General features: G+C 59.0%; 16 protein-coding genes. 11 read left to right on the plus strand and 5 right to left on the minus strand.

The features are described from left to right. The first annotated feature begins 65 nt into the window (after nt 1-65). The 9 genes from VH599_02105 (at nt 66) to VH599_02145 (ending at nt 8,801) form a co-directional block, all read left to right on the plus strand. The gene (locus tag VH599_02105) at nt 66-1,052 is read left to right on the plus strand and encodes an alpha/beta fold hydrolase (protein ID HEY7347085.1); all 987 of its coding nucleotides are present in this window, start codon (nt 66-68) and stop codon (nt 1,050-1,052) included. Nucleotides 1,053-1,284: 232 nt separating this feature from the next. Next, nucleotides 1,285-2,271: an ABC transporter ATP-binding protein gene (locus tag VH599_02110; protein HEY7347086.1), complete on the plus strand. Its 987-nt coding sequence runs from the start codon at nt 1,285-1,287 to the stop codon at nt 2,269-2,271. After that, nucleotides 2,268-3,077, plus strand: coding sequence for an ABC transporter permease (locus VH599_02115; GenBank protein ID HEY7347087.1), 810 nt, complete (start codon nt 2,268-2,270; stop codon nt 3,075-3,077). The genes VH599_02110 and VH599_02115 overlap by 4 nt, the downstream gene beginning before the upstream one ends. Nucleotides 3,078-3,287: 210 nt before the next feature. Beyond that, nucleotides 3,288-4,832, plus strand: coding sequence for an MFS transporter (locus tag VH599_02120; GenBank protein HEY7347088.1), 1,545 nt, complete (start codon nt 3,288-3,290; stop codon nt 4,830-4,832). 95 nt (nt 4,833-4,927) lie between these two features. Next, nucleotides 4,928-5,344: a TraR/DksA family transcriptional regulator gene (locus VH599_02125; protein ID HEY7347089.1), complete on the plus strand. Its 417-nt coding sequence runs from the start codon at nt 4,928-4,930 to the stop codon at nt 5,342-5,344. Continuing rightward, nucleotides 5,344-5,913: a signal peptidase II gene (gene lspA, locus VH599_02130; GenBank protein HEY7347090.1), complete on the plus strand. Its 570-nt coding sequence runs from the start codon at nt 5,344-5,346 to the stop codon at nt 5,911-5,913. The genes VH599_02125 and lspA overlap by 1 nt, the downstream gene beginning before the upstream one ends. Nucleotides 5,914-6,018: 105 nt before the next feature. After that, nucleotides 6,019-6,993 (plus strand): RluA family pseudouridine synthase, encoded by a 975-nt coding sequence (locus VH599_02135; protein HEY7347091.1) that lies wholly within the window; start codon nt 6,019-6,021, stop codon nt 6,991-6,993. A gap of 163 nt (nt 6,994-7,156) precedes the next feature. Next, complete coding sequence (locus tag VH599_02140) at nt 7,157-7,879, plus strand: metal-dependent hydrolase (GenBank protein ID HEY7347092.1); 723 nt, start codon at nt 7,157-7,159, stop codon at nt 7,877-7,879. A 388-nt stretch (nt 7,880-8,267) separates the two neighbouring features. Further along, nucleotides 8,268-8,801 (plus strand): hypothetical protein, encoded by a 534-nt coding sequence (locus VH599_02145; GenBank protein ID HEY7347093.1) that lies wholly within the window; start codon nt 8,268-8,270, stop codon nt 8,799-8,801. 6 nt (nt 8,802-8,807) lie between these two features. Here VH599_02145 and VH599_02150 read toward each other — a convergent pair whose 3' ends face one another. The 3 genes from VH599_02150 to VH599_02160 all read right to left on the minus strand — a co-directional run bounded on the left by VH599_02150 (nt 8,808) and on the right by VH599_02160 (nt 12,259). Next, on the minus strand, nt 8,808-10,355 hold the full coding sequence (locus VH599_02150) for an NAD(P)H-hydrate dehydratase (protein HEY7347094.1): 1,548 nt from the start codon (nt 10,353-10,355) through the stop codon (nt 8,808-8,810). 120 nt (nt 10,356-10,475) lie between these two features. Continuing rightward, complete coding sequence (gene efp, locus VH599_02155) at nt 10,476-11,042, minus strand: elongation factor P (GenBank protein ID HEY7347095.1); 567 nt, start codon at nt 11,040-11,042, stop codon at nt 10,476-10,478. Between the two features lie 77 nt (nt 11,043-11,119). Continuing rightward, entirely contained in the window at nt 11,120-12,259 is a 1,140-nt protein-coding gene (locus VH599_02160; GenBank protein ID HEY7347096.1) for a methyltransferase domain-containing protein, read from the minus strand. A gap of 122 nt (nt 12,260-12,381) precedes the next feature. Between VH599_02160 and VH599_02165 the strand changes: the two genes are divergently transcribed. Next, nucleotides 12,382-12,855 (plus strand): GatB/YqeY domain-containing protein, encoded by a 474-nt coding sequence (locus tag VH599_02165; protein ID HEY7347097.1) that lies wholly within the window; start codon nt 12,382-12,384, stop codon nt 12,853-12,855. A gap of 16 nt (nt 12,856-12,871) precedes the next feature. Here VH599_02165 and VH599_02170 read toward each other — a convergent pair whose 3' ends face one another. After that, nucleotides 12,872-14,479: a carboxyl transferase domain-containing protein gene (locus tag VH599_02170; GenBank protein HEY7347098.1), complete on the minus strand. Its 1,608-nt coding sequence runs from the start codon at nt 14,477-14,479 to the stop codon at nt 12,872-12,874. Nucleotides 14,480-14,481: 2 nt separating this feature from the next. Further along, nucleotides 14,482-15,270 (minus strand): BON domain-containing protein, encoded by a 789-nt coding sequence (locus VH599_02175; protein HEY7347099.1) that lies wholly within the window; start codon nt 15,268-15,270, stop codon nt 14,482-14,484. Between the two features lie 295 nt (nt 15,271-15,565). On the opposite strand from VH599_02175, the gene VH599_02180 reads away from it, so the two are divergent. Next, on the plus strand, nt 15,566-16,024 hold the full coding sequence (locus VH599_02180) for a hypothetical protein (GenBank protein HEY7347100.1): 459 nt from the start codon (nt 15,566-15,568) through the stop codon (nt 16,022-16,024). Nucleotides 16,025-16,052: the final 28 nt, after the last annotated feature.

Below are 16,052 nucleotides of genomic sequence, written 5' to 3' on the forward strand. Positions count from 1 at the left end.
TATAGTACCTGCTGGCAAACGACCACCGGAGCGTCTCCACCGCAGGATGAAGGAGGTCCAGTTCGATGGACCAGGCAAAGCACACAGTACCCCAGGAGCCAACAGAGGCGTCCTCCTCCCATGCAGCAGCGACACCTGGTCGCACGCCTCTCCTGAGACGCCGACTGCCGCGCTACCTGCTGCTGGCGCTGGCGCTGCTCATCCTGGTTTGGGGGTTTATTCCCGCTGTGCGTGCCTTCACCCTGATTGCCAATTTCTCGCACCGCTCGGCTCCTCTCGCTCCGACTGACCTTCCTGTCCAGAGCGTCCACTTTCGCGCCAGCGATGGTGTTGCGCTGGCGGGGTGGTTTGTTCCCACCTCCCCAACGGCTCCGACCGTCATCCTGGTACATGGCTTCAAGGGATCGCGCGCCGATATGCTGCCCTGGGCACGGTTTCTGGCTGGGGCTGGCTACAATGTCTTGCTCTTTGATAGTCGCGGCTGCGGCGAAAGCGCAGGCTGGGCTATCACCGATGGCGCTCGTGACCCAAGTGACATCGTGGGCGCGGTTGCGTATTTGCAGCAGCGCGCCGACCTCCCGTCGAAGCGGTTTGGCGCACTGGGCGTGTCAATGGGCGCTGGCGCGGTCCTCCTGGCCGCCGCTCGTGAACCGGGGTTGCTGGCAACCGTGGCCGACAGCGCCTGGGCGGACCAGAGTGTGCAGATCCATCGTATGGATAGCCTTTCGCTTCCTTTCTTCTCGCTTCCGCTGCTCCCCTATGGCCCAGCCCTGGTGGATGCCCTGATTGGCGCGCATCTGGCCGATGCGCGTCCCCTGGCGGCCATCAGCCAGATCGCGCCTCGTGCGGTCATGCTCATTCACTCTGCCGATGATGAGAACACCACCACCCCGCTTTCCGGCGAGCGCCAACTCTATGCCGCTGCTGGTCAGCCCAAAGAGCAGTGGATTGCCCCCAGCGGTGGACACGCTGGCGCGCTGCATGCCCACACAGCGGAATATGAACAACGAGTCCTGGCTTTCTTTGCCATGTATCTGCGCCCTGCTGCTTAGAACACCTCATAAAAACAAGGAATAGCATGGCCTCAGCCACGTGTAGCGCCGACCTGAGAGGGTTTTGTTAGCCTCGATTATTTGCCGCAGAAACCCCAGGAGAGATATAGTAGTATCTGTAGCATCAATCATTGACCGGTAATCTGACTGTGCTATCAAGCAAGCCAATCACCAGAAAGCTGGATGACACCAGCAGCAAAGACCAGGACCAACCCCTCAGGAGCAGCAACACGTGCAACAACAAGAAAGGACCACAGTCGAAGAGGCTGCAAAACATAAACACGAGGCGGATTCTCCCCTTGAGACCCCAGCCATTACCGTTGAAAATATTACGAAACGCTATGGGGCTGTACACGCCGTAGACGGCCTCAGCTTTACCGTTGGCGTTGGAGAAGTCTTCGCGTTGCTTGGCCCCAACGGAGCGGGCAAAACCACCACCGTCGAAATCCTGGAGGGCTATCGCTCGCCAGATGCAGGGACGGTTCGCGTGCTGAGCCTGGACCCGATCCGCCAGGGGCAGCGACTCAAGCAGCAGATCGGCATCATGCTTCAGCAAGATGGCTTGTATCCTGGCCTCTCCGCGCGCGAAGCACTGCGGCTCTACGCGCAGTTCTACGAACATCCTGCCGACTCCGAAGCCCTGCTGGAGCGCGTAGGGCTTCAGTCGGCGGCAAAGACCCGCTGCCGCCAGCTTTCCGGCGGCCAGAAGCGCAGGCTGGCGCTGGCCGTAGCCTTGGTGGGACAACCAACGCTGGTCTTTCTGGACGAACCCACTGCCGGCATGGACCCCCAGGCGCGGCTGGCTACCTGGGAAATTATTCGTGACCTCCGGCGCGAGGGGGCAACCGTCCTGTTGACGACACATCTGATGGACGAGGCTGAGAAGTTGGCAGATCACGTAGCGATCATCGATCATGGGCGGCTGGTGGCCCTCGATACCCCTGTAGCCCTGACAGGCGCAGCCGCAGCCGGAATGATACGCTTCAGCGCGCCCTCCGGGCTGAATTGCGCGGCGCTGGGAGCGTTGCCCGACGCGCAGGAAGCCAGAGAGGTCAGCCCTGGCTCCTACGTACTCAAAACCACGAATGCCTCGGCGCTGCTCGCCGAATTGACAGGCTGGCTCCGTGACCAGAGCATTACCTTAACAGAACTGCGCGTTGGGCATGGCTCGCTGGAAGAGATTTTCCTCCAGTTGACCGGAACAGAGGTGCGCCTGTGAATATCCCCTCTCAAACAACGTCGCTTACCCAAGGCAGACCGGAGCAGGCGCAGCAGAATACTTCGGCGGGCGTCGGGTTGCTGGTTCGCTCCATTCTGGCGCAGACGCGCGTTGAATTACTCCTGACCATTCGACGCGGCGAGAGCGTGTTGATTACCATCATTGTGCCGGTAGTCCTGCTCGTCTTTTTTGCTTCACTCAACATTGTGCCAACGGGCGGGCGAGCCGTTGACTTTCTCCTGCCTGGCATGCTGGCGCTGGCCGTCATGGCAACCGGCATGGTCAGCCTGGGCATCGCTACCGCTTACGAACGCTACTATGGCGTGCTAAAGCGGCTGGGAGGTTCGCCGCTGCCGCGCGGCGGATTGATTACCGCCAAGATAGCATCCGTCCTCGTGCTAGAAGGCGCTCAGATCGTCTTGCTGGTTGGGGTGGCTGTTGGCGTCTATGGCTGGCGGCCACAGGGCGAATTGGCCGTTGCGCTGCTGGCGCTGGCGCTGGGTACGGCAGCCTTTGCCGGATTGGGTCTGGCGATGGCTGGCAGTTTGCGGGCGGAAGCCACGCTGGCTGGCGCGAATGGCCTGTATCTGATTTTCCTCTTGTTGGGCGGTGTCCTCTTGCCGCCCGATCATCTTCCGGCTCCCCTGGAGGCTCTGGCGCGCGCCCTCCCTGCCGCCGCGCTGACCGACGCGCTCCGCGCCTCCATGACCAGCGGGGCAGCCTTCCCTGGCTCCGACCTCATCCTGCTGGCCGTCTGGGCCGCCATCATCCTCCTCGTTGCCATGCGCACCTTCCGTTGGGAATGAGGCAAACGAGTAAACAGCGGAGGGCATCGAGTACCCTCCGCTGTTTATCGCGTCCTCTTTCAACCTTCCAACCTTCACCTTGACGTTCACTGCTCACATATCCTAAGATATATCCTACAAGTAGAATATATTCTGTAAGCGCCTCACGCGCTCATGCGCGCCGTATCCTGCATTGACGGGCATACCAGCACCAGACAGCAGAGTCATTTCATGCGCCAGACTGAACAACAAAAAAAGGGCTTAGCCCTGGAACAGTCCCCTTCTCAAGCACTGGAAGAGCCTGCCAGTCGTCGCCAGGATACGCTCGCTGAGGCTGAGAAGGACGAGCAGGAGGAGAAGCCAACCAATAAATGGGCGGTGTTTGGCATTGTGGCTATCGGCATCTTTATGGCAACGCTCGATAGCAGCATTGTCAACATCAGCCTTCCCAGCATCAGCGCCTACTTCCAGACGCCGCTGAACGGACTGGTCGAATGGGTCATCATCGCCTATCTGATTACCATTGCCAGCGTCTTGCTCACCTTTGGACGCCTGGCCGACATCTTTGGGCGCAAAATGCTTTGGATGCTGGGCCTTGGCTCCTTCACGCTGGGTTCGGCCTTATGTGGCGCCGCGCCGTCGCTCCTGCTGCTCGTTGTCTTCCGCGCCTTACAGGGCATTGGCGGCGCGCTCCTCATGGCAAATAGTACCGCTATGCTCGTCCGCGCTTTTCCAGAGAGCGAACGTGGCCGGGTGTTGGGCCTCAACTCCGTATCCGTCTCGCTGGGTATCAGTGCTGGCCCAACACTGGGCGGCCTTATCACCACCAGCTTAAGCTGGCGCTGGATCTTCTATGTCAACCTGCCCCTTGGCATCCTTGGCCTCGTTTTAACATGGATCGTCCTCAAAGAGCCATTACGACTTCGTGGGCGACAAAGATTCGACCCCTGGGGCGCTGCGCTGCTCTCTGCCGGGATTACTGCCATCATGCTGGCCCTCTCATTTGGGGAAGAGCGCGGCTGGTTTTCCGCATTGATTATCGGGCTGTTCGTGGGCGGTTTCTTACCGCTAGTAGCATTCGTCTTTGCTGAGGGGCGGGTCGCTGAGCCGATCATTGATCTGCGTCTCTTCCACAACCGCCTCTTTGCCGCCGCGAACCTGAGTGGCTTGCTCAGCTTCTTTGCGCTCACTGCCGTAAGCTTCCTCTTGCCGTTTTATCTCGAAAACCTGCGCCATTTCCCCACTTATACCGCTGGCTTGCTGCTTACCCCTATACCGCTGGCCGTTTCACTCATTGCGCCGATCAGTGGACGCCTCTCAGACCACTTTGGTTCGCGTGTCCTCAGTTCCGCCGGGCTGGCGACTTCGACCTTCGGCCTCTGGCTGCTTACCGGACTCGAAGCCGATTCATCAATCTTCTCGATTATCTGGCGTCTGGTGGTGACAGGCATTGGCATCGGCCTGTTTCAATCCCCAAATAACAGCGCCGTCATGGGGACAGTACCCCGTGAACAGCGCGGCATCGGCGGTGGCTTCCTGGCAACAGTGCGAGTCGTGGGCCAGAGCCTGAGCGTCGCTGTCGCAGGGGCCGTCTTTGGTGGGCTGGGCGCTTCTCAAGCAGGCCAGATACTTGCCAACGCCGCCAACCTCTCGACAGTTGAGATTACGACGCTGCAAACTACCTTCCTCACCGGCTTTCATACCGCCCTGCTCGTCTGCATGGGCATAGCGTCCATTGGTGTGTTCACTTCGCTGGTACGGGGCAATGGCCGCTAGCCACTCAACAGAGGAAATAAGAGCGCCTCCAATGGGCTTGCCATCTGAGGATGGCTAGGCTACAATCTCCTTATCGAAAAGAAAGTGATAGCCCTATGACTGAAGCAAATCAAGCCCCCACACTTCCCATAGACGCATTGCGTCAGCGGCTGATCGACGAAATGCGGCGGCTGGAGCATGAGCTATACCAACTCACTCGCGGAGATGAGGCCGTCAGCGCCACCGAGCCAACACTGGAAAGGGATGGAATGGCAGGCGATCAAGCCGACGATGCGAGCGTCCTTTCTCAAGCAGAACGCAACCGGGCGATCATCGCGCATACCCAGCAGCTTCTCAGTCAGGTAAACGAGGCGCTAGCACGCATAGACGCTGGAACCTATGGGAAGTGTACTCATTGTGAGCGTCCGATTCAGCCAGCCAGGCTTCAGGCGATACCCTCTGTCGCGCTCTGCATGGACTGTCAGACCAAAAGTGAACTAGCCCAAAATCGGGGAGGACGGCCACAAGCTTGATGAAGAACCGCCCATATGTGTATGATCTGATCATGCTTCTGGTTGGGGCATTGACGATCACCCTGGACCAATGGAGCAAAGCCGCCGTTCGGCAGTATTTTGGTACCTGCAACACCGGCGCTTATATCCCATTCCCGAACGATCATTTTGGCCTGACCTACGCCTGCAACACTGGCGCAGCCTTTAGCTTATTTCAACACGGACACGAAATCCTGCTTTTTCTATTTATTGCCGCTGCGCTGGCCGTCGTCATCTGGCTCTATATCCATTTTTCCAGTCAGCCCAGCCTGCTGCTCAAGCTGAGTTTCGGCCTTGTCCTGGGGGGAGCCATTGGCAACCTGATTGATCGCTTCCGCCTGGGATATGTCACCGATTTTCTCCTCTTCACCGTCAGGCAGGTTGGATTTCTCTTTCCCGTCTTTAACCTGGCCGACAGCGCGATCTGCCTGGGCATCTTCTTGTTGATGATCTATCTCTGGAGACGCCCAACGCCAGCAAAGCGCACACCAGGCCCTCAGAAAACTGATCCGACGATGGCTGAACCAGCCTCAGCCGAGCGCCCTTCTTAGAGCGCCTCACACAACCTCCGCACGAGCAGGGGCGGGGTTGGAGCGCCGTCCTTCCAGGCGGCAGGGGTGGGGCCACCCGTCGGTGGTGTGAGGCATTCTTAGGCGATGCAAGCGTTCCACCCTCGTGAGGTTCCGATGGCGCCAGGCAATCTGGGGAACAAGACCACTGAAGAACTTACCTACACCGGCTCAGACAGCGCCCGCATTGACGTGTTCATCGCTCGCGCCCTGCCGCGCCTTTCCCGCACAAAAGTTCAGGCGCTCATCAAGCAAAACGCCATCCTCCTCAACGAGCGTCCGGCCAAAGCCAGCGACAGGCTGGAGTCTGGCGACACCATACTGGTGAACGAGCCAGTAGAGGAAAAAGCGCAGACGGCCCCTGGAGAGCCAGCCTTCCCATTGGAGATACTTTTTGAGGATGACCAGATCATTGTCGTCAACAAACCGGCTGGCCTGGTCGTCCACCCTGCCGCGGGCCACAACGGCAACACGCTCGCGGATATGCTCCTGGCGCGCGACCCAACTATCGCCCAGGCCGTGAATCCCGCCAATCAGCATCGCCCCGGCATCGTTCACCGGCTCGATAAAGATACCTCCGGGCTGCTCATCGTTGCTAAGACTTCTACTGCGATGATGGGCCTTGCCCAACAGTTCGAGGCACGCGCCGTCACCAAACGCTATCTGGCATTAGTAGAGGGCCATCTCCCGCTGGCCGAAGGCGCCATTGAGGCCCCCATCGGACGCGATCAACGCCACCGGCAGCGCATGGCAATCACTGCACAACATGGCCGCCACGCGCACACCCTCTTTTGGGTTGAGCACGAGTTTAGCCGCTTTACCCTGCTGCGGGTCCAGATTGTGACGGGCCGCACCCATCAGATTCGCGTGCATCTCGCGGCCATCGGACACCCCGTTGTGGGTGATCACGTATATGGCCGCGCGCAGCCCCAGGAACCGCCCCGGATGTTTTTACACGCCGCCGAACTCCAATTCAGACATCCAGTAACCAGCCAGCCGCTGGCCTTCCAAGCGCCTCTGCCGCCCGATCTTCAGGATTTTCTTGAGGGTCTTCAACCCTGACCCATTTCAGCTTCAGACAGAGCAGCGCCAAAATGCTCTGAATCCTCGCTCGCACTTGCAGCCAGCCGTAACCGGATGTAGTATGAGCCTTACAGGGCAGCAAGAAGAGGTGGGGTTGGAGACCCGCCGTATCAACCATCTTGACAAAAAGGAGTGCATCCCCATGCAGAACAGTCGTTACCAGCTTACCTGGCTCGGTCATGGCACGTTCAAGCTTCAGACTCCGCACGGCAAAAAGATTCTGATCGACCCCTGGGTACAGGGAAATCCAGCCTGCCCGGCAGACCAGAAGAGCATTACTCAGTTGGATTTGATGCTCATCACCCACGGACACTTCGACCACATCGCCGACGCTGTGACCATCGCAGCAGAGGCCAAACCCTCAACCGTCATTGGCGTCTTTGAAACCTGCAACTGGCTGGAGAGCAAGGGCGTCCAGAACTGCTCTGGAATGAACATTGGCGGAACTCAGAACATTGACGGCGTGCGTGTGACAATGACCCATGCCGACCACAGTTGCGGCATTCTGGATGGTAACACCATCATCTACGGAGGTGTCGCCGCTGGCTACGTCATCGAACTAGAAAACGGTGCGACTCTCTATCACGCAGGCGATACCGGCCTGTTCGGAGATATGCAACTGATCGGCGAACTCCATCGCCCCAGCGTTGCTGTACTCCCCATTGGCGACCACTTTACTATGGGACCACGCGACGCTGCCTACGCCTGCAAGCTGCTCCAACCGCAAGCCGTCATCCCCATGCACTTCGCCACCTTCCCGCTGCTGACCGGAACGCCGAAAACGTTTAGCGAGGAGCTTGCCAAACTGGGATTACAGCATATCGAGGTCATCACCATGCAGCCCGGCCAGACCATCGCGCGTTGATACCTTATCTTCTTGAATATTTGCAGATGCCACTTGCAGGCAAAACGACGGTTGTTTGCCTGGAAGGCGGCGCTGCAAGTAAGGTTCCACCAATGATCGGGGGTTGCCGCTTGTAGCGCCGCCGTCTCGGCGGCTCAACGCTGCGCCAGGGCGCGCGTTCGCCCTCCGGGCCACGGCGCCAGCAAGCCAACGCTGGCCGCCGGGACGGCGGCGCTACAGGTGGCTGGCCGCCGAGACGGCGGCGCTACCAGTGGCGCGCCGCGTTTGCCAACACCTCATGTTTGGCAGAACCTGCAAGTAACTCCCTCTTGCGTTTTGTGATTGCTTCTGGTAATCTTGGCCGCAAACCTCAGAGGGCGCTGCCCGCAGCAGCGAGAGGGGGGAGGATGTGATACCGAACTCGAAAGAAGCGCGTATCCAGGGAGGGGACGCTGCGAAAGGCAACCGGCGGAGAAGCCAGCGTATCACTGCGCAAACACCAGTGAAACCGATAACAGCGCCCCGCCGCGTGAAGCTGATCTCGAATCTGGCGCTGACAGCACTCCTGGGCGTAATCTTGCTCACGCTAAGCCTCTGGTTAGGAGGCATCCATCTGCCATTTCTCCCAACCGTCCCCGATCAGCCCAGCCTCAGTATCAGTGACGGGCCATATCGAGTAGGAAGCATCATCCAATTGCGAGGCGCGCATTTCTCTCGCTATGCCATTATCGTTCTGCTCCGCGATGAGCAGCCGGCCACCGACAGCAACGGGCTGCGGCAGTCGGTTGACTCAGACGGCCAGGGAGCCTTCACCGCCACTCTGACGCTCACCGCCGATTGGAGTCCGGGCAACCATATCCTTGCCGCCAAAGATACTAGCAGCGGCCAGCAAGTCTCAGTTGCCATATCCGTAGAAAAAGCCACAGGCCAGCGCGCAGGCTAACTTTCTCTAACCCATTGCTTGGATCTGCTTGCGCGCTACTGGCAGCAAGGGGAGAAGATCGCTTGCCAACAACCCGGCGTCGCCTGTGGTTTCGCTTGCGATACTTCCGGCGCGGCTGTGCAAAAAGACCCCTGCCGACGCCGCCTCGAAGGGGGCCATGCCCTGCGCCAGCAAACCGCCAATCGCGCCCGCCAGCACATCGCCCGTCCCCGCTGTTGCCAGCGCCGGATTCCCACGCCAGTTGATACGCGCCCGGCCATCGGGCGCAGCGATGATCGTACAGGCTCCCTTCAACACCACCACCTGGCCCCATTCGCGCGCCCTGACCTGGGCAATCTCCAGCCGATCAGGCCCACCGCCAGATACCTGTTGGCCGCCACAAAGGCGACTCATCTCGCCAGGGTGAGGCGTCAGAATGCTCTCCTTTGGCAAAAGCTCCCACCAATGTTCAAGCGATGCCAGATTATTCAGTCCATCGGCGTCAAGGACCAGCCTGGGGCGTTCAGCGTCAGGCATCGCTCTCAAACCCTCCAACACCCTGAACAAAAGAGAACGTGTTGCCTCGCTGCGCCCCAACCCAGGCCCCATCACCAACGCGCCATAGCCCTCTAGCGCGCCAAGCAGCGCCTTTGCCCGCTCTTCAGGCGCGGCCTGGGCGCCAGGCAGCAGCGCGAAAGTCGCCTCAGAGTGTTTGGCGCTGTATATCGGCAGCATCTCTGGCTCAACCGCAAGGGTAATCAACCCGGCGCCAATACGCCCGGCGGCTGTTGCCGCCAGATAGGCCGAGCCAGGATAGGGTGGCGAACCGGCCAACACCATCACCTTGCCAAAGGTACCCTTATTACTCTCCAGCGGGCGCGCGGGCAGCTCCTGCCGCGCCAGCGCATCGGTCAGCATCTCCAGGCGAATAGTCTCATCCATATCCGCTGGCAGACCAATGCTGCCCACCAGGAGTTCACCCACCAGCGCAGCCCCAGGAAAGAAAAAGAGGCCCAGTTTCGGGTTTGCCAGCGTGATCGTCACATCAGCCGGAATAGCCCCTTCATCGGCCTGCCCCGTATCTGCGTTCACCCCGGTTGGCAGGTCCACAGCCACCACACGCAGATCACGTCGCTTCTCGCGCGCCTCACGAACTATCGCCAGCGCCGCGCGCATCGTCGGGTCCAACGGGCGCGAACGCCCCGTACCTAGAATGGCATCGAACACGAAATCTGCCGAGGCCAGCGCCACACGCAGATGCTTCAGATCATCACGAACCGGGATCGCAAAGCCACCCTCACCCCCCAACACTATCTGACCCTCTTTCCACAGATAGAGGGTTAGACGCGCGCCCCAGCTTTTCAGGTGGCGGGCAATCACCAACCCATCGCCGCCATTGTTGCCCGGCCCGATGAGCAGCGCCGCGTTTTTTCCCTGAATATCGCCAGCCCAGCCGCGAAAGAGATCAGCGGCGCTGCGCCCCGCGTTCTCCATCAACACCCGCGACGACATCCCCAGTTCACGCTCGGCCCGCGCCTCCAGTTCGCGCATCTGGTCAATCGAGACAATTTTCATCGCTCGCTCCTTTTGCTCTGCACAAGCCTGACGGCCTGGACTAAGGGCGCTTATCTGCTGTATCCCCGAAGTCATTGTAGCACGAAGCAAGCCATAAAAACGTGAAGAGCAGGCGAACTATCAGACCTTCACGCGCTCGACATACCCGCCAGTGCGGGTATCAATCTTGATCACATCGCCTGTCTCGACAAAGAGCGGCACATTGACGGTAGCGCCGGTCTCCACCCTAGCCGCTTTCAAGACATTCGTCGCTGTATCCCCGCGTACTGCCTGCTCGGTATAGGTCACTTCCAGCGTGATAAACGTCGGCAGTTCGACGCCGACCACTTCTTCCCCATCAAAAAGCGCTTCTACAACCATCCCCTCCTTGAGAAACACTGCACTCTCTCCCAGCATCTCTATCGGCAGAGGAAACTGGTCATAGGTCTCGGTGTTCATAAAAATATAATCCTGGCCGTCCTGATACAAATACTGGCAGGAGCGATGCTCCACGCGAACCACTTCGATCTCTTCGCCAGAACGGAAGCGCACGTCCTGCACACGCCCGGTCTTCAAGTTTTTCAGCCTCGTGCGAATAAACGCGCGCCAGTTTCCTGGGCTGACATGATGAAACTCGACCACGCTCTGAAGCTCACCATTATAGCGAATAATCAAACCATTGCGAATATCGGATGTTGTCCCTGGCATGGACTTCCTAACCTCCTAAGCTACCCAAGAACCTTAAAGCAATTTCATAGTATAGCACACCTACAACGGCTGCCTGTCTATATGTATGATCGCTCGTCTTTTTTCAGCCCATCTTTTTGCAGCAGGTAGATTCGCCCCCACTCACCCAGCACCGCAACCGAATAGCCGCGCACAATCTGTAAGCTGCTCTGCTGCCGCACTGCTGCTTTGAGTAATTCATACTGGCTGCTCAAAATGACTGCTCTCCCGCCGCGTTTCAGCACGCGCGCCAATTCAGCCAGAAAAGCCGGATAGAGCTGCTCAACCTCATTCCGGGAGCCGATCTGCTTGCCAAAAGGCGGGTTCGTTGCCACCGCGTCAATTGATTCCGAGGCAAGCGGCAGCTTACGAGCATCCCAACGAGAGACGCGCCAATGTCCGCCCAGCCCGGCAAGATTCTTTCGAGCAGTTTCAACATGACGAGCCACACTATCACCCCCAAGCGCCTGCTGGTACTTCCCAACCAGCATCCGCTCAGCCAGCAGCGTCCCGCTCCCACACATCGGGTCCAGAAACGTATCGTGTTCATCTGGCGTGGTCAAGAAGACCATCGCTGCCGCCACCGACGGGCGCAGTGACGTGGGCAGATGTGCCGTTTGATACGCTCGATGCCGCATCGTCCGGTCTGAAAGACGTAGCCCACAGAGCAGCCTGCCGCCCAACAAGTTCGTCCAGACCTCTAGATTGGCGTCTTCCTCCACCAGCAGCCAGGTATCTCCCAGGCGGCGTCCCAGCCCTTTCAGAACGGCCTGCTCGACATCCACACGACGAAACTGATGCTGGCCCTCCATGCGCGTCACCACTCGATAGGTCAGGCGGGAAGCACGCCCACGCAGCTTGCTAAATACGTGAACCGCTTGCCCAAAGAGCGGATCAGCTTCAATGGCGCGCGTCACCTCTTGCAGCGCGCCCCTGCCGCGCGAAGCGATCTCGCTGGAAAGCGCCAGCAAAAACACATCTTCAACTGTGCGCAGTTCCAGCAGACTCTCTGCCGACCCGTCGTAATCAAAAACGAGGATGCCATTCCGCTCTTTGGCAAACAGATATTCTTTCAGCCGTGCGCCCGGAAAACGCTGATGCGCCTCCAGCCAGGCGATTTGCTCAACGCCTGGCATCGTCTGCGCATAGTAGGGCAGCAAAGCGGGCTTGCTGGCTGTCGAGCGCGGCGCGGATGGCATACTACTCTCTTCACCCTTTCATTTGACAAAGCCCTGCTTGCCGCGACATAATACGGCACGCCAAATAATGACACCAGTTACCTGAGCCGCTATCCGCCACATTGGAGGAGGAGAATAGAGTAATGGCTGAAGCCACCCCATCCGAACTAGAAACTCGCCTGCGCGCCGATGTACAGGACGCGCAGCGCCAGCGCGATCAGGTGCGGCTAGACACCCTGCGCATGGCCCTCAACGGCTTTCATCTGGAAGAAGTCGCCCGCACAGACCGCGACAACCCCAACTATGGGAAAACCTTAACCGAGGCTGACCGCCTTGCCATTCTGGACAAGCAAGTCAAACAGCGCAGCGAAGCTGCTGCGCTTTATCGCAAGGGCAACCGTCCCGAACTGGCCGAGAAAGAAGAACACGAAGCTGCGATCCTGCAAACCTATCTTCCCGCCAGGCTCACCGATGACGAACTGCGCCAGGTGGTGAGCAGCCTGGTCGCGCAGCATGGCCGCGAGTTCAAGATGATCATGCCGCTGGCGGCAAAAGAGACGAAGGGCCGCGCCGAAGGGAGCCGCGTGCAGCAAATCGTGCGAGAACTCACGAGCTAGCGAGCAAACCACTCTACTACATCCTGAACACCCCAAACTTGGTCTCAGGAATCGGCGCGTTGAGCGAAGCGGCAATGCCCAGAGCTAGCGTCATGCGGGTATCTAGCGGATCAATGATGCCATCGTCCCACAGGCGCGCGGTGCTGTAATAGGGGTTGCCCTCCGCTTCGTATTTTTCCAGAATCGGCGCTCTGAAGGCTTCCTGCTCTTCCTGGCTCATATCCTGGCTGCGCGCCCGCAATCCCTCCAGCCGAACGGTCAGCAGGACGTTTGCCGCCTGTTCGCCGCCCATCACCGAAATGCGCGCATTGGGCCACATCCATAGTTGCCGGGGCGCGTAAGCGCGCCCGCACATCCCATAGTTGCCCGCGCCAAACGAGCCGCCGATAATCACCGTAAATTTGGGTACTTCCGCGTTCGCCACCGCCATCACCATCTTTGCCCCATCCTTGGCGATGCCGCGATTCTCATATTCTTTGCCCACCATAAAGCCAGTAATGTTCTGGAGAAAGATCAGCGGCGTCTTGCGCTCGCAGCATAGTTCAATAAAATGGGCCGCTTTGAGGGCGCTCTCCGAAAAGAGAATGCCGTTATTGGCAATAATACCCACCGGATAGCCCATGATACGCGCAAAGCCACAGACCAGCGTGGTCCCATAGAGCGCCTTGAACTCGTGCAGGCGCGATCCATCCACCAGCCGGGCGATCACCTCGCGCACATCGTAGCTCTTGCGCCAGTCGCGCTGGACAATCCCATAGATTTCGCGCGGATCATATTTCGGCGGTTCCGGGTCGGCCACATCCCAGGGATAGTCTTTGCGCCGATTCAGATGGACAACAATGCTGCGTCCTAGAGCCAGCGCGTGCTCATCGCTCACAGCATAGTGATCGGTCACACCGGAGATGCGCGAATGCACATCCGCGCCGCCCAATTCTTCCGCCGTCACCTCTTCGCCTGTCGCTGCTTTCACCAGCGGCGGCCCGCCCAGGAAAATCGTCCCATTGCCTTTTACGATCACTGTCTCATCGCTCATCGCCGGGACATACGCCCCGCCCGCTGTGCAGGAACCCATCACCAGCGCAATCTGCGTAATGCCCTTCGCCGACATGCGCGCCTGGTTATAAAAGATACGCCCGAAATGTTCTCGATCAGGGAAAACATCGGCCTGAAGCGGCAGAAACGCTCCCCCCGAATCTACCAGATAGATACACGGCAAATGATTTTGCTCAGCGATTTCCTGCGCCCGCAAATGTTTTTTGACGGTCATCGGATAGTACGTGCCGCCCTTGACGGTTGCATCATTGGCAACGATCACGCATTCCTGACCCTCCACCACGCCGATCCCCGTCACAATCCCCGCTGCCGGGGCGTCACGCTCGTACATATCCCAGGCAGCCAGCGCGCTGAACTCCAGAAACGGCGTCTGGGGGTCGCAGAGCAGCGCAATCCGTTCGCGCGGCAGCAGCTTCTTGCGCTTGCGATGCCTCACAACAGCGGCATCCCCGCCGCCCTGCTCCACCAGCCGCGTGCGTTCACGCAGTTCGCGCGCCAGCGCCTCAAAGTGGGCCACGTTTTCCCGATATTCGGCACTCTGCGTATCAACATGCGATTCAAGTACAGCCATAGCTAGTCGCCTTCCACGCGCAGCGTATCCTCAATCCCGACCACACCAGGCACGTGCCAGATGTCCTGCTTGGCGGAATTGCGCAGCCGCGCCATCGGCAACCGCCCGCTCAGATAGGCAACCCCATCTTTCACCTCGATGCCCAGCCAGGAAAGATAGGGCTGAAGCGCAGGGTTCTCATTCAGGATCGCCCAGATACGCTCGCGGACCTGCCAATCATTCAGATACTCCACGCTGCTCGCCACCTGCGCCGGAAATGCGCTCAACACCAGTTCCCCATCCCCAGCGGCCATCGCCCAGGCTGGCGACAGCACCAGGCGTCGTCCGGCCACCGCCACCAGTGGCGCCAGCGGATCAGTTGGGCGCTCAACCTCTGCTTCAGGATGGGCGCGCACGCGCACCACCAGGCCATCGGCAAGGCCAGTCCTGGCAGCAACGGTCAGCCCCTCCAGGTTGCCCACTCGATAACGCGCCTTCTCATGATGTTCATCGGTACAAAATACCTGCATTTTGGCGCGCAATTCTACACAGCCCTCCCTCTTGGCTGGTTCAAGTGGCGCATCTGCCGAAAGGGGGGTAATATCCTCTTTTTTACTCAACAGATTCTTGCGAAACCGTACAGCCGCTGTCACCTGCGCACTCTGCGGCCACAGCCAGAGGCGCGTGATCTCAGCGCGCACACCGCTAAGTCGATCACGATACGGCGCGGGCATCCCCAGAACATGCTCGGCTCTGAAAAGCTTGCCTGGCTGAAGCAGCACCCGCGCATATTCGCTGACCTGTCTATCCACCTTTACCCCTCCTGCCTGCTGCGATGAAGGTATGAGCGTAGTCAAAGAAATCACCTCTTCGAGGAATGGTCACCCTATATCTTTGATAGATAGGGAAAGCGCCTTCCATCCTGCACACGCCGACACAAACGCGCAGAGCAGGGTCCGACAGTTCTATTCTACGCTTTCTCTGCCCCGGAAAGCAATGTTCTCCCCTCCTGGTTTGCTGGCAAACGCTCTTTCCAGTTTCCCGAAGTTGAGATAGAATGAAGCAGTAAGAGAAGATGGGCAGCGTTATTTCAAGGGAGGTGAAGGGATGAGGAAAAACACCTGGCTCAAAGAGCATCGTTGGCTGCTGGGTGGGCTGCTTCTTGCCTGTCTCGCGCTGGCAATCGTCCTTATCATCTGGGCAGTCGGAGCGCACCAGTATCAGCTTGCCCTGGCACACTACAACGCGACCTACCCACCACCCAAGCAAGCGGTTGACGTGCTTATCCCAAATCCCCCACCTCCCATAGACACTTCAGCCCCTGGCGCGTGGGGCTGGCCTGGCTGGACCATTCGGACACTCGCCGTTTTCCTGCCCGCTTTGCTTGGACTCTTCCTGCATTGGCGTGAACACCGCCCGCCCTATATGCGCATTCATAAAAAGCACCTGGACCACGCCACAAACAAACTTGCTGAAGCCATCGGCGTGAACCAGGAACTACCAGAAGGGGTTTTTGACGCTTACAGCAAGCTGCGCGAATTGGAAAAGCGGCGCCCGCCTGTCTGATCTCTTCTCAGATATGCTTCTCATCTCA

This window comes from Ktedonobacterales bacterium, assembly GCA_036557285.1.
In the GTDB taxonomy this organism is placed as follows: Bacteria; Chloroflexota; Ktedonobacteria; order Ktedonobacterales; family DATBGS01; genus DATBHW01.

Excerpts from the sequence above, each read along its gene's own strand:
- VH599_02160 (HEY7347096.1), bottom strand. The coding sequence starts at position 12,259 with ATGCCATCCGCGCCGCGCTCGACAGCCAGCAAGCCCGCTTTGCTGCCC.
- VH599_02140 (HEY7347092.1), top strand. The coding sequence starts at position 7,157 with ATGCAGAACAGTCGTTACCAGCTTACCTGGCTCGGTCATGGCACGTTC.
- VH599_02120 (HEY7347088.1), top strand. The coding sequence starts at position 3,288 with ATGCGCCAGACTGAACAACAAAAAAAGGGCTTAGCCCTGGAACAGTCC.
- VH599_02150 (HEY7347094.1), bottom strand. The coding sequence starts at position 10,355 with ATGAAAATTGTCTCGATTGACCAGATGCGCGAACTGGAGGCGCGGGCC.
- VH599_02125 (HEY7347089.1), top strand. The coding sequence starts at position 4,928 with ATGACTGAAGCAAATCAAGCCCCCACACTTCCCATAGACGCATTGCGT.
- VH599_02180 (HEY7347100.1), top strand. The coding sequence starts at position 15,566 with ATGAGGAAAAACACCTGGCTCAAAGAGCATCGTTGGCTGCTGGGTGGG.
- VH599_02165 (HEY7347097.1), top strand. The coding sequence starts at position 12,382 with ATGGCTGAAGCCACCCCATCCGAACTAGAAACTCGCCTGCGCGCCGAT.
- VH599_02105 (HEY7347085.1), top strand. The coding sequence starts at position 66 with ATGGACCAGGCAAAGCACACAGTACCCCAGGAGCCAACAGAGGCGTCC.
- lspA (HEY7347090.1), top strand. The coding sequence starts at position 5,344 with ATGAAGAACCGCCCATATGTGTATGATCTGATCATGCTTCTGGTTGGG.
- VH599_02170 (HEY7347098.1), bottom strand. The coding sequence starts at position 14,479 with ATGGCTGTACTTGAATCGCATGTTGATACGCAGAGTGCCGAATATCGG.
- efp (HEY7347095.1), bottom strand. The coding sequence starts at position 11,042 with ATGCCAGGGACAACATCCGATATTCGCAATGGTTTGATTATTCGCTAT.
- VH599_02135 (HEY7347091.1), top strand. The coding sequence starts at position 6,019 with ATGCAAGCGTTCCACCCTCGTGAGGTTCCGATGGCGCCAGGCAATCTG.